This is a genomic window from Pseudomonas sp. R1-15, assembly GCF_051132085.1.
Lineage (GTDB): Bacteria > Pseudomonadota > Gammaproteobacteria > Pseudomonadales > Pseudomonadaceae > Aquipseudomonas.
The window spans coordinates 2,114,576-2,127,674 of sequence record NZ_CP071660.1 but is presented as its reverse complement, the minus strand read 5'-3'; the positions used below and the strand labels follow the sequence as shown (position 1 = coordinate 2,127,674).

At 58.7% G+C, this 13,099-nt stretch carries 10 protein-coding genes; 7 read left to right on the top strand and 3 right to left on the bottom strand.

The features are described from left to right. The first annotated feature begins 3 nt into the window (after positions 1-3). The 6 genes from proX to J3P97_RS09640 all read left to right on the top strand — a co-directional run bounded on the left by proX (position 4) and on the right by J3P97_RS09640 (position 7,634). A complete protein-coding gene (gene proX, locus J3P97_RS09665) occupies positions 4-1,032 on the top strand; it encodes a glycine betaine/L-proline ABC transporter substrate-binding protein ProX (protein WP_434674528.1) in 1,029 nt (342 codons plus the stop codon). Between the two features lie 315 nt (positions 1,033-1,347). After that, a complete protein-coding gene (locus J3P97_RS09660; RefSeq protein WP_434674527.1) occupies positions 1,348-2,667 on the top strand; it encodes an NAD(P)/FAD-dependent oxidoreductase in 1,320 nt (439 codons plus the stop codon). A gap of 98 nt (positions 2,668-2,765) precedes the next feature. Then, positions 2,766-3,668 (top strand): dihydrodipicolinate synthase family protein, encoded by a 903-nt coding sequence (locus J3P97_RS09655; RefSeq protein ID WP_434569050.1) that lies wholly within the window; start codon positions 2,766-2,768, stop codon positions 3,666-3,668. A 1-nt stretch (position 3,669) separates the two neighbouring features. Beyond that, positions 3,670-5,160 (top strand): aldehyde dehydrogenase, encoded by a 1,491-nt coding sequence (locus tag J3P97_RS09650; protein WP_434674006.1) that lies wholly within the window; start codon positions 3,670-3,672, stop codon positions 5,158-5,160. 162 nt (positions 5,161-5,322) lie between these two features. Further along, positions 5,323-6,684, top strand: coding sequence for a dimethylsulfonioproprionate lyase DddP (gene dddP / locus J3P97_RS09645; protein ID WP_434674005.1), 1,362 nt, complete (start codon positions 5,323-5,325; stop codon positions 6,682-6,684). Further along, on the top strand, positions 6,681-7,634 hold the full coding sequence (locus tag J3P97_RS09640; protein ID WP_434674004.1) for a GlxA family transcriptional regulator: 954 nt from the start codon (positions 6,681-6,683) through the stop codon (positions 7,632-7,634). Before dddP ends, J3P97_RS09640 begins: the two co-directional genes overlap by 4 nt. Before the next feature lie 208 nt (positions 7,635-7,842). Here J3P97_RS09640 and J3P97_RS09635 read toward each other — a convergent pair whose 3' ends face one another. The 3 genes from J3P97_RS09635 to J3P97_RS09625 form a co-directional block, all read right to left on the bottom strand. Further along, positions 7,843-8,742, bottom strand: coding sequence for a glycine betaine ABC transporter substrate-binding protein (locus J3P97_RS09635; protein WP_434569055.1), 900 nt, complete (start codon positions 8,740-8,742; stop codon positions 7,843-7,845). Positions 8,743-8,971: 229 nt separating this feature from the next. Continuing rightward, on the bottom strand, positions 8,972-9,907 hold the full coding sequence (locus J3P97_RS09630) for an electron transfer flavoprotein subunit alpha/FixB family protein (protein WP_434674003.1): 936 nt from the start codon (positions 9,905-9,907) through the stop codon (positions 8,972-8,974). Continuing rightward, on the bottom strand, positions 9,907-10,656 hold the full coding sequence (locus J3P97_RS09625) for an electron transfer flavoprotein subunit beta/FixA family protein (protein WP_434674002.1): 750 nt from the start codon (positions 10,654-10,656) through the stop codon (positions 9,907-9,909). Before J3P97_RS09625 ends, J3P97_RS09630 begins: the two co-directional genes overlap by 1 nt. A gap of 209 nt (positions 10,657-10,865) precedes the next feature. Between J3P97_RS09625 and J3P97_RS09620 the strand changes: the two genes are divergently transcribed. After that, positions 10,866-12,902 (top strand): FAD-dependent oxidoreductase, encoded by a 2,037-nt coding sequence (locus J3P97_RS09620; RefSeq protein ID WP_434652851.1) that lies wholly within the window; start codon positions 10,866-10,868, stop codon positions 12,900-12,902. Positions 12,903-13,099 lie beyond the last annotated feature (197 nt).

Sequence of the window (13,099 nt, the reverse complement as noted above, 5' to 3'; positions counted from 1 at the left end):
ACAATGTCTGAATTCAAGCTCTCCCGCAGTATTCTCAATTGCGCTACAGCCCTCGCCATTGCGGCCATGTCCCTGTGCGCAAACGCCTCGGCGAACCAACCGGGCGACGGTGTGAAGGTCACCCCCATCTTCCCGTCCATCGCTGAAGAGCGCTTCCGTGGCGAAGTGGCCATGGAAGGGTTGCGAGAGCTGGGTTACAAGGTGCAGGAGCCCAAGGAGACCGAATACGGCGTCATGATGATGGCCTTGGGTAACGGTGATGCGGACTTTACCGTGCACTTGTGGGACAAGTTGCACGATAAATTCTTCCAGCAGGCCGGGGGTGATAAAGCCATGGTCAAGGCGGGCGACATCATGCCCGGTGTACTTCAAGGTTATCTGATCGACAAAAAGACCGCTGAAGCGCACAACATCAAGTACATCACCGACTTGAAGAAACCGGAAATCGCCAAGCTGTTCGACACCAACGGCGACGGCAAGGCAGACATGACGGGTTGTAATCCTGGCTGGGGCTGCGAACTGATCATTGCCCATCACATGAAGGCCTATGACCTGGAAAAAACGGTCACGGTCAACCAGGGTTCCTATTTCGCGCTGATGGCTGACACCATTACCCGTTATAAGGAAGGGCAGCCGATTCTTTACTTCACCTGGGTCCCACAGTGGATCGCCACCGTTCTGGTCGAAGACAGGGATGTGGTCTGGCTGGAAGTACCGAAAACCGACCTGCCTGACGGCAACAATAACGTTGACACGATGTACAAGGGCAAGAATCTCGGCTTTGCAGTGGATAAGGTCGAGGCCGTGTTGAATAAAGAGTTCGCCGACAAAAATCCGGCAGCCTTGAAGTTCCTTTCGGTGATGCAGATTACTACGGCCGACGAAAGTGCCCAGAACTTGAAGATGCAACAGGGCGAGAAAAAGCCTGCGGATATTCGCCGTCACGCCAAGGAGTGGGTAGCCGCCCATCGGCAGCAGTTTGATGCCTGGTTACAAACTGCTCGCGCGGCAGCGACACAAGCCAGCAATTGATACGAACAAGAGGCGGGGCAAGTCGATGACGGCCCCCGCCTTTTAATGGCGCTCGGTTCTACGCAACATTTAGTTTATGAAATCCAATTGAAAGCTCCCGTTTCGATTACTGATAACGGAGGGTTATCCTTTTTCTTGATTTAACGTTGTTGGATATCAAGCAATCATCAGAATAGATTTGATTCCCTACCCTATCGTTAATTAAAACTGCAACGTCTTGACCGTTACGCCCGTTAAATACTCAGTCGCCGTGAAATTGCCAAGCAAGCTTTTGCAAGACAGGCGTCGGATTGGTTGAATGAACAGGATCTTGAAATGTTGAAAGTCTCTTCGTTACCTGCCGATGATCAATCTTGCGGGTGGTATCACTTGAGCAGGGGGCGCCAGGTCAAGCCAGCCCATCAAGGTCACGACAGCGCACGTTGGGTAATTGTCGGTGCCGGTTTTACCGGGCTCGCCGCCGCCCGGCAGCTCGCGACTCATTTCCCCGACGATCACATCGTGTTGATCGACGCTCAGGAAATCGGCTTTGGCACTTCCGGTCGCAACGCCGGGTTTGCAATTGATTTACCTCATGACATTGCCGCTGAGGACTACATTGGCGATATCACGACGGCCAAAACAACCCTGAAACTTAATCTCAGCGGCCTGAGCTATCTAAAAGAGTTGGTTGAACGCCACAACATCAATTGCCAGATGAAGCATTGCGGCAAATATCAGGCGGCCGTTGAACCACGGGGCATCGCTGTGCTGGAAGCCTACCGTCGCGGACTCGATAAGCTCGATCAACCCTACCAGATGATCGAGGCTGGCGAACTACCCGAACATATCGGCACGCATTTCTACCGCAAGGCCTTATTTACGCCAGGGACTTCCTTGCTTCAGCCCTCGGCGCTGGTCAAAGGTTTGGCCGACAGCCTCCCCGGCAACGTGACACTCTACGAAAACACCGCGATCACTCATGTCGAGTACGGCACCAGGACGGTGCTCAAGCACGCCGGGGGCTCAATCACCGCGGACAAGCTGATCCTGACCAATAATGCCTTTGGCATGAGTTTCGGCTTCCTGAAAGGGCGAATGCTACCGGTGTTCACCTATGCCAGCCTGACCCGTCCCATGACCGAGCAAGAGCAAGCTCGCCTGGGCGGCCGGCCTTATTGGGGGGTGATTCCTGCGGACCCATTCGGCACCACGGTACGTCGCACCCCGGACAACCGCCTGTTGATCCGTAACAGTTTCAGCTTCAACCCCGACGGGCGCAGCGATGCAAAATACTTGAGACGTTTTGTCGCCAGGCATCAAGCCTCTTTCGAGCAACGCTTTCCCATGTTGCCCGAGATGAACTTCGAATATACCTGGGGCGGCGCACTGGCTCTTTCGCGTAACCATATGGGTTATTTCGGCGAACTTTCATCCCATGTCTATGGAGCACTTTGCTGCAATGGCCTGGGTGTTACCCGCGGGACGGCGACCGGAAAACTCCTGGCGGATTGGCTGGCCGGCGAACACTCCGAACTTATTGACTTCGTCTTGAAATCACCCGGCCCCTGCCCTAATCCACCCGCCCCGCTGGTTTCAGCGGGCGTCAATATAAGTTTGCGCTGGGGGCAATACCGCGCCGGTAAAGAAAGTTGACCCGCCCCGACACACTTGAAGAAGTTCAGGTCCGCTCGCTCGATTCTCGGCAAGCGGCCTCCCTTGGTTGAACAGTGACATTAACTGGAGCGATATCAATGAAGTTTGAAGGCATTTACACACCGGCCGTTACGCCCCTGACCTCAGACGGAAGTATCGATAAGACAGCCTTCGCCGAAGTCCTGGAATATCTGGTCGACGCCAAGGTACACGGCATCATTATCGGCGGCTCGACCGGCGAATATTATGCCCACACCGCCCAGGAGCGTTTCGACCTGGCTGCCCAGGCCAAGGACGTGCTGCGCGGTCGCCTGCCGCTGATCGTGGGGACCGGCGCCATCCGCACCGAAGACTCGGTCGCCTACGCCGAAGCGGCGAAGGCGATCAAGGCCGATGCGCTGCTGGTGGGTTCACCGCCCTATGCACTGCCAACGCAAAAGGAAATCGCGCTGCACGTCAAGGCAGTGGACCGCGCCGCCAATCTCCCCATCATGCTTTACAACTATCCAGGCCGCATGAGCGTGAGCATGGGCGAGGAATTCTTTGACGAAGTCCGCGATGTGAAAAACATCGTCGCCATCAAGGAAAGCTCTGGCGACATGGCGCAGATGCACCGTCTGGCCTGCAAGTATCCGCACATCGCGCTGTCTTGCGGCTGGGACGATCAAGCCCTGGAGTTCTTCGCCTGGGGCGCCCGCAGTTGGGTATGTGCCGGTTCCAACTTCATTCCCCGTGAACACGTCGCGCTGTACGAGGCCTGCGTGGTCGAGAAGAACTTCGACAAAGGTCGCCGAATCATGGCGGCGATGATGCCGCTGATGGATTTCCTGGAAGGTGGGAAATTTGTCCAGTCCATCAAGTACGGCTGTGAACTGAACGGCTTGAGCACCGGTGGCCTGCGTGCCCCCCTGCACGGCCTGGACCTTGATGAAAAGCAGGCGCTGCAAAGTGTCGTCACCGAGCTCAAGCGCAACATCGCGCAAATCACTGGAGGTGCATGAGATGGCTGATTTACTGAGCAAGGAACAGTACGCGGCCATTGCCGCCAAGTTGCAGTTTCCTACCCAGGCCTTCATCAACGGCGAGTTCCGCGATGCGCTTTCTGGAAAAACCTTCATCACGACGAATCCTGCCACGGGTGAACAGCTTGCAGAGATAGCGGCTTGCGATACCCGTGACGTCGACGTTGCCGTGGCTGCCGCGAAGCAAGCGTTCGAGGATGGCCGCTGGCACAAGCTGTCTCCCGGCGCACGCAAGCAGGTGCTCCTGCGTTTCGCCCAGTTGCTGGAAGACAATGCCCATGAGCTCGCGGTGCTGGAAAGCCTGGACAGTGGCAAGCCGGTCAGCGAATGCCAGAATGTCGATGTGCCCGATACCATCCATACCTTGCGCTGGCATGCCGAGTTGATCGACAAGGTGTACGACAGTACCGCGCCGACCGGCCACGGTGCCGTAACCATGGTGGTGCGCGAAGCAATCGGCGTGGTCGGCCTGGTCCTGCCTTGGAACTTCCCGTTGTTGATGCTGGCCTGGAAGATTGGTCCGTCCCTGGCCGCCGGCTGTTCCATCGTGGTCAAGCCCGCCAAGGAAACCACCCTGACCGCGCTGCGTGTCGCCGAGCTGGCTCATGAGGCTGGTATTCCGGCCGGTGTATTCAACATTACCCCTGGCGGTGGTCGCGAGGCTGGCGAGGCAATCGGCCGGCACATGGATGTGGCGATGGTCAGCTTCACCGGTTCTACCGACACAGGCCGGTTGTTCCTCAAGTACGCGTCCGAGTCGAACCTCAAGCGCGTGGTGCTGGAACTGGGGGGCAAGAACCCCGCCGTGGTGATGAATGACTGCGAAGACCTCGATCAGGTTGCCCAATATGTGACCGCCGGCGCTTTCTGGAACATGGGCGAGAACTGCTCGGCGTCGTCGCGGCTGATCGTCCATGAAGACGTCAAGGATGAGTTGCTGCAACTGATCGGCAAGCACCTGCGCGATTGGAAAATGGGTGACCCGCTGGACCCGCAAAATCGCCTCGGGGCCATGATCAGCAAAACGCATTTCGAGAAGGTGCGTTCGTATCTGGAGTATGCGGCCGAGCAGAAACTCAATGTGCTGCAAGGTGGCGAGACCGAGTCCGGTGTGTACGTGCAGCCGACGATCATCGACGGTGTTGAACGTGACAGTCGCCTGTTCATCGAGGAGATCTTCGGCCCGGTCCTGAGCGTCACCCGCTTCAGCACGATCGACGAAGCCATTGCGCTGGCCAACGACACGGTCTACGGCCTGGCGGCATCTGCCTACACCGGCAGCCTGCGTAACGCTTTGCGGCTGTCGCGGGAAATTCGGGCGGGCGTGGTCACGGTCAACTGTTTCGGTGAAGGCGACGCCTCCACGCCGTTCGGCGGCTACAAGGAGTCCGGTTTTGGTGGTCGCGACAAATCCGTCTGGGCACATGATCAATACACCGAGCTGAAAACCATCTGGATCGATGCTTCGTAAGCTGATCGAGATCGCGATTTTGTGGCGACTGTACTGGCCTCATCGCGAGCAAGCTCGCTCCCACAGGTTCGTGTGTACGCCCGAGGAATGTGGGAGCGAGCTTGCTCGCGATGAGGCCGGCCCAGCTGAATACCTCTGGCAGACTGAACACTGGACCCCCTCATGCCTACTTCACCTTTTTCGATTCCAGCCTCTGCCCGGCGCATCGACCCGGCGAGGCAGCGTGCAGTTGCACTGAAAAAAGACGGCTCCGTCGACGACAACAACCGCGTCGAGATAGGCCCTACGCCGCTGGCGTTTGCGGAGTGGGAGCGGCTGGGCCTGGAGCCGCCCCATTTACCCACCCTGCGCAAGTACCGATTACAACGGATAGTCGATCAACTGGTCGTCCGTGACCTGGGTGGCATCCTGTTATTCGATCCGCTGAATATCCGCTACGCGACCGATACCACCAACATGCAACTGTGGACGACTCACAACCCCGCACGGGCATGCTTCGTCGCCGCCAGTGGGCATGTGGTTTTGTGGGACTTCCATGGCTGTGATCACTTGTCCGCCCACTTGCCGCTGGTGACGGAGCTACGCAGCGGGGCATCTTTTTTCTTTTTCGAGACCGGTGAACACACTGATCGACACGCCAGGCATTTCGCCGCGCAAATCGACGATTTGCTGCGCCAACACGCCGGAGTCAACCGACGGCTTGCGGTCGATCGAATAGAAGTCGCCGGCGTACGTGCCCTGGATGCCCTGGCAATCGAGATTTGCAGCGGCCAGGAAGTGACCGAATTCGCGCGCATGATCAAGGGCCCGGATGAAATCAAGGCGATGCGCTGTGCGGTGGCTTCATGCGAAGCGTCAGTGGCCGAAATGCACCAGGCAATGCGCGCCGGCGCGACCGAAAACGATGTCTGGGCCGCGCTGCATTCCGGCAATATCCGCCGCGGTGGCGAATGGATCGAGACGCGCATCCTCAGTTCCGGTCCTCGCACCAACCCCTGGTTCCAGGAGTCCGGCCCACGCGTGTTGAACGACGGCGACCTGCTGTCATTCGACACGGATCTGATCGGCACCTACGGCATGTGCGTGGACATGTCCCGCAGCTGGATCTGCGGGGGGCTGGAGCCCACGCCCGAACAGAAGCGCCTGTACCGGATCGCCCATGACCATATCATCCATAACACCGAGTTGATCAAGCCAGGCGTACGCTTCACCGAGCTGACCGCCAAGGCGCACCGGTTGCCCGAGCCGTGCCGGGCTCAACGGTATGGCGTGCTTTATCACGGCGTCGGGCTGTGTGACGAGTACCCGAGCATTCGTTATCCGGAGGACCTGGAGTCCTACGGATACGAAGGCGAACTGCAGCCGGGCATGGCCCTGTGCGTCGAGGCGTATGTCGGTGAGGTGGGCGGACAGGATGGAATCAAGCTGGAGAACCAATTGCTGGTGACCGAGACCGGTTATGAGTTACTCACCCACTACCCTTTCGATGACAGTTTCCTGCGGGATACGAAGCACCACTCATGAACGCGATGATCGAGTCCCAGAAAACATCGAGCGTGGGCTTCCTGTTGCTCGATAACTTCTCCCTGACCTGCTTCACTCAATGCCTGGACGTGCTTGTCACCGCCAATCTGATTCACCCAGGGTCGATAAAAATCCATACTTTCAGTCGCAACGACTCTGAAGTGATCAGCGACCTGGCAATTCCCATCAGGCCCGACACACCGTTGACCGATATCAGGATCGCGGCGCTGGACTTAATGATTGTCTGCGGCGGCCTACGCACGCCGAGGGTACTCCCCCACGGGCTGGTAACGCTGCTGACCAAACTGGCGAACCTGCCCATTGCGCTCGGCGGGTTATGGAACGGCGCCTGGTACCTGGGCAAGGCTGGACTGCTGGATGGTTACCGATGCGCTGTTCATGCCGAACAACGAATGGCCTTGTCGGAGTGTTCACCGAAGACCACGGTGACGCTGGATACAGTAGTGTTCGACAGGGACCGATTCACCGCGTCAAACCCTGCCGGCGCCTTTCAGATCATGATGAAATGGTTGTACGCGGCCCTCGACCCGAAAGTCGCGGACGCGGTGTTTGACCTGTTGGACCATGAGTCTCGGTTTCGTACCTCGGCCAAGGTCCTGGACCGCAAGGTCAGTGCGTGCCTGCGAGAAGTCATCGCATTGATGGAATGCAACCTTGAAGAACCCTTGAGCCTGGACTTGCTCGCTCAATGCGTTCAGCTGTCCAAGCGCCAGATCCAGCGCCTGTTTCGCAGGCAGATCAATATGTCTCCGCAACGCTACTATCTGGAACTACGGCTGACCGAGGCACGGCGCCTGCTACAGAACTCCAGGCTGAGCGTCACGGATGTCGCCATTGCCTGCGGGTTTGTCTCTACTCCTCACTTCAGCAAGTGCTATAGCACGCTCTTTGGCTTTCCTCCCTCGAAGGAAAGTCGCTACGAGATATAGCGCCTGCTGACGAGGAGGCAGGTTTCCCGATGCTAGGCCTCGATAGGCTGCTCATTAGAATCCGAGGATTGCAACAACGAAAACGGAGTGTCTTTAAAGTTGTCCGGCAGTAGCAGCGCTTACAGACTATTCATCCTTGAAAACAATAAATCCGGTGCCCTGACTAAGGGCACCGGACGGCAACAAAACCATCATGGGACAGCGGTGATTACGGGGCTGGCGTAGCGGAAGCAGTCTGGCTGCCGAACATCGCTTCGAAGCGCGGTTTGTTCGCCGCGTAGTACTCGGCAACCACCTTGTCCGCAGTGCTTTCGCGGGCATCCGCCATCAACTTCTCAAGGTCCGCTTTCGGGATCTTGAAGTTGGCGAAGAAGCGCGCCACGTCCGGATGTTCGGCGCTGAAACCTTTGCGGGCAATCGCGTGGATCTGCTCGGCGCCACCGAATATCTGCTTCGGATCATCCAGGTAACGCAGCGGCCATTTGGCGAACATCCAATGAGGGCTCCAGGCGTTGACCAACGACCACTTGTCCCGTTTGATGTTGCGATCCAGTTCACTCAGCATGCCGGACTCTGAAGACGCAACCATCTTGTAGCCGTCGAGCTTGTATTCCTTGATGGCTTTTTCCGTCAGCTTGTACTGACCATTGCCCACTTCCGAGGTGAGAATCTTGCCGCCGAGCTTCTCCCGCACTTCGGGTTTGTTGAGGTCTTCGACACTGGCAATTTCACTGGTAGGAATCGAGGTGGGCACCGCCATGCCGATCCGGCCTTCATACAGTACGCCGAGGTCTTCGAGCTTGTCCTTGTACTTGTCATAGAAGGACTTGTGGGTGCTCGGCAGCCAGACCATCGGAATCAAATCGATATTGCCGTTGGCCAGTGCCTGGAACTGGATGCCGATGTCGGCCAGTACCAGCTTGACCGGTTGCTTGAGATGGTCCTGCAACGCGGTATTCGCCAGCTTCACGGCGATTTCCGTATCCGACCAGTTCACCCAGCCGATACGAATGGGCGCGGGTTCCTCGGCTTGAGCGATCAGGCTGCCGCAGGCCAATGCAAGGCCGGCAAACCAGCCGATAAAAGTTTTACGGGGTAACGTCATCATGTGCATCTCCGCAGACTGTATTAATAGTTATTGGCAGGGCAGCAGAAGCATTCATTTCCCATCGCGACCGCGCACGGCCATGGGCAAGTTCTAATTATGAAATCACGGCTATCGAGTGTGGCTTACCCTCCTCCGCCCGTTGGCGGGCTGATTCTTTCAAGGTTGTCGATAAACCCGTGGCGAGGGAGCTTGCTCCCTCGCCACGGGTTCGTCGTTTTACGTCTTGAATTCACAATGCCCTTTCGAGTGCCGGCAGCGCCTCGAACAAATCCGCCACCAACAGGTAATCCGCCACCTGGGCAATCGGTGCCTCGGCGTCCTGGTTGATCGCGACGATGACCTTTGAACCGCTCATACCCGCCATATGTTGAATGGCGCCACTGATGCCTGCGGCAATATAAAGCTCCGGCGCGACGATCTTGCCCGTCTGCCCGACCTGCAAATCGTTGGGCGCGAACCCCGAATCAACAGCAGCGCGGGAGGCCCCCACGGCACCGCCGAGCTTGTCGGCCACTCGCTCGATCAGGGCGAAGTTCTCTTTGCTCTGCATCCCGCGGCCACCAGAAACGACGACGCGGGCGCTCGCCAGGTCGGGCCGTTCGTTGGCCGTCAATTGTTCGCTCACCAGACGCACGTTGCTGGCGCTTTGTCCGCCGTCCACTGCAACCACTTCGCAGGGTTTGTCATGGGATAACGCTTGGGCGAATGCCGAAGCGCGCACCGTGAGCAACTTGATCGGATCCAGCGACTGCACCGTGGCGATGGCATTGCCGGCATAAACAGGCCGCTGGAAAGTGTCCGCCGAGACGATGTGGGTAACGTCCGAAAGCATGCCCACATCCAGGCTCGCCGCGACCCGTGGCAGCAGATTGCGGCCCATGCTGCTGGCATCGGCAACGACGTGTGTATACCCCTCGGCCACCAGCGAAGTGATCAGCGGCTGGACGTTTTCAGCCAGGGCATTTTCGAACACCGCCGCTTGTGCGAGCAGCACCCGGTCCAGGCCCTGGGTCAAGGCTGCCTGTTGCGCCACGGCCGAGGCGTCCGTCCCGCCCATCACCAGCAAATCCGTTTCAGTACCCAACGCCGCGGCAGCACTCACGGCACTCCAGGTGCCTGCCGTCAGCTGTCCGGCGCTGTGCTCGGCAATCACCAATGTGCGCATCAAATCACCCCCGCAACGGTTTTCAGTTTATCCACCAACTCGGTCACCGAAGCGACCGTGATGCCTGCTTTGCGTACCGGTGGAGGGACAACACCCAGCAATCGCGAGTGTTGCTTCACGCTCGCGCCCAAGCTGTCGGCGGCAATGGTTTCCAAAGGCTTTTTCTTGGCTTTCATGATGTTCGGCAACGAGGCATAGCGCGGTTGATTCAGGCGCAGATCGCAGGTCACCACGGCCGGCGTCGAGAGCGCGACCACCTGGCTGCCCCCATCGACCTCACGCTCGACGAGCCATTGCCCATCGACATGATTGACTGCCGAGGCGTAAGTGGCCTGACCGCTGCCGATCAACTGCGCGACCATCTGCCCGACCTGGTTGTTTTCCTGGTCGATCGCCTGCTTGCCGAACAGGATCAGTTGTGGCTGTTCCTGATCGATTACTTTGCTCAGGTACTTGGCGACGTTGAGGGGCTCGAGAATCGCGCTGGTCTCGACCAGAAGTGCGCGGTCCGCACCGAGTGCCAACGCCGTGCGCAGTTGTTCCTGGGCGGCCGAAGTGCCCACCGAGACCACCACCACTTCGGTTGCCAGGCCTTTTTCCTTGAGGCGAATCGCCTCTTCCACCGCGATCTCGCAGAACGGATTCAAGGCCATTTTCAAGCCGTTGAGCTCAACGTCTGAACCGTCAGCCTTCACCCGGACTTTCACATTCGGATCGATGGCGCGCTTTATCGCAACGAGCACTTTCATGGTCTTTGCACAGCCCCCTTGCACTTGGATCGATGCGCGATGACCGGCGCGCAGACGCCGGACCACCCCTGTTTCGATTGGATGGTAATCCTGGTTTTTCCCCCGCGCAAGAAAAATGTACACCTGTGTCTCAATCGTTGACACATATGAACATTGCACATACCGTTATGTCAAAACCAAGCCTGATGTTCTGTTCCCGGAGCAACACCATGTCCAGCGATCCTCTGCTGCAGCCCTACAAGATCAAGCATCTGACCCTCAAGAATCGGATCATGACCACCTCCCACGAGCCCGCGTATCCCGTGGATGGCATGCCGAAGGATTTGTACCGCGCCTATCACGTCGAACGGGCGAAGGCCGGCGTTGCGTTGACCATGACCGCGGGCTCCGCTGCGGTTTCACGGGACAGCCCGCCGGTGTTCAACAACGTGTTGGCGTACAAGGACGAAGTGGTCAAATGGATGAAGGACCTGACCGACGAATGCCACGAACACGGCGCCGCGGTGATGATTCAACTGACCCACCTGGGGCGGCGCACGCGCTGGGACAAGGCTGATTGGCTGCCGGTCGTCTCGCCGTCCCATCGCCGCGAAGCATCCCACCGGGCGTTCCCGAAAAAGATGGAAGACTGGGACATCGACCGGATCGTCAAGGATTACGTGGACGCCGCCGAACGCATGAAGGCCGCCGGTCTTGACGGTTTGGAACTGCAGGCCTACGGGCACCTCATGGATCAATTCTGGTCGCCACTGACCAACGATCTCGACGGCCCCTACGGTGGTTCGCTGGAAAACCGCATGCGCTTCACCTTCGATGTGTTGCGCGGCATCCGCCAGCGTTGCGGTGAGGACTTCCTGCTGGGGGTGCGCTACACCGGCGATGAAGACCTGCCCGGCGGCTTCGGCGCCAGCGATGGCCTGCAGATTTCCCACATGCTCAAGGACAGCGGGCTGGTGGATTTCCTCAACGTCGTACGCGGGCACATCGATACCGATGCCGGCCTCACCGACGTGATTCCGATCCAGGGCATGCGCAACTCGCCGCACCTGGATTTTGCTGGCGAGATCCGCTCCGCCACCGGTTTCCCGACCTTTCATGCAGCGAAGATCCCGGACGTCGCCACGGCGCGACACGCCATCGCCTCGGGCAAAGTGGACATGATCGGCATGACCCGCGCGCACATGACCGACCCGCATATCGTGCGCAAGATCATCGAAAAACGTGAAGAAGAGATCCGCCCCTGCGTTGGCGCCAACTACTGCCTGGACCGCATCTATCAGGGCGGCGCCGCGTATTGCATCCACAACGCCGCCACCGGGCGCGAAACGACCATGCCCCACGAAATCCCCAAGGCGCCGCTCAAGCGCAAGGTGGTGGTGATCGGCACCGGCCCGGCGGGCCTGGAGGCGGCACGGGTGGCCGGCGAGCGCGGCCATGCAGTCACCGTGTTCGAAGTGGCCGACCAGCCAGGCGGGCAGATCCGCTTGACCGCGCAGAGCGAGCGCCGCCGCGAGATGATCAGCATCATCGACTGGCGCATGGCGCAATGTGAACGCCTCGGCGTGAAGTTCCAGTTCAACACCTGGGCCGAAGCAGAAACGGTGATGGCCGAAGAACCGGACGTGGTGATCGTCGCCACGGGCGGTCTGCCCCACACCGAGGTGCTCAAGCAAGGAAATGAGCTGGTGGTGTCGACCTGGGACATCATTTCCGGCGATATCAAGCCCGGCCAGAACGTGCTGATCTTCGACGACGCCGGCGACCACGCGGCGCTACAGGCGGCCGAGATCATCGCCAGCAGCGGCGCGAAACTGGAAATCGTCACGCCCGACCGGTCGTTCGCACCGGAAGTGATGGCGATGAACCTGGTGCCTTACATGCGCAGCCTGCAAGACCTGAACGTCACCTTCACCGTCACCTATCGGGTCGATTCCGTGGAAAAACGCGACGGTCAACTGGTCGCCCACTTCGGCAGCGACTATGGCCAGGTGCACAAGCAACGCGTGGTCGATCAGGTGGTGGTCAACCACGGGACCCTGCCCCTGGACGATTTGTACTTTGAGTTGCGGCCGCATTCGAGCAACAACGGCGCGGTCGAGCAGCACAACCTGATCGCCGGAAAAACCCAGAATATCGTGACCAACCCCGGAGGCCGCTTCCAGCTGTTCCGGATCGGCGATGCGGTGTCGGCGCGCAATACCCACGCGGCCATCTACGATGCGCTGCGGTTGGTCAAGGACATCTGAAGCGCGACCGGATAAGGACACAGCAATTGTGTCGATAAATGAAGATCCAAATGTGGGAGCGAGCTTGCTCGCGATAGCGGTGGTTCAGTGACAAGGATGCTGGATGGCGGACGCTTTCGCGAGCAGGCTCGCTCCCACAGGGTTCTGTGTTGCACAGTAATCTTGTGATTGATAAAGATCCAAATGTGGGAGCGAGC

Excerpts from the sequence above, each read along its gene's own strand:
- proX (WP_434674528.1), top strand. The coding sequence starts at position 4 with ATGTCTGAATTCAAGCTCTCCCGCAGTATTCTCAATTGCGCTACAGCC.
- J3P97_RS09660 (WP_434674527.1), top strand. The coding sequence starts at position 1,348 with ATGTTGAAAGTCTCTTCGTTACCTGCCGATGATCAATCTTGCGGGTGG.
- J3P97_RS09655 (WP_434569050.1), top strand. The coding sequence starts at position 2,766 with ATGAAGTTTGAAGGCATTTACACACCGGCCGTTACGCCCCTGACCTCA.
- J3P97_RS09650 (WP_434674006.1), top strand. The coding sequence starts at position 3,670 with ATGGCTGATTTACTGAGCAAGGAACAGTACGCGGCCATTGCCGCCAAG.
- dddP (WP_434674005.1), top strand. The coding sequence starts at position 5,323 with ATGCCTACTTCACCTTTTTCGATTCCAGCCTCTGCCCGGCGCATCGAC.
- J3P97_RS09640 (WP_434674004.1), top strand. The coding sequence starts at position 6,681 with ATGAACGCGATGATCGAGTCCCAGAAAACATCGAGCGTGGGCTTCCTG.
- J3P97_RS09635 (WP_434569055.1), bottom strand. The coding sequence starts at position 8,742 with ATGATGACGTTACCCCGTAAAACTTTTATCGGCTGGTTTGCCGGCCTT.
- J3P97_RS09630 (WP_434674003.1), bottom strand. The coding sequence starts at position 9,907 with ATGCGCACATTGGTGATTGCCGAGCACAGCGCCGGACAGCTGACGGCA.
- J3P97_RS09625 (WP_434674002.1), bottom strand. The coding sequence starts at position 10,656 with ATGAAAGTGCTCGTTGCGATAAAGCGCGCCATCGATCCGAATGTGAAA.
- J3P97_RS09620 (WP_434652851.1), top strand. The coding sequence starts at position 10,866 with ATGTCCAGCGATCCTCTGCTGCAGCCCTACAAGATCAAGCATCTGACC.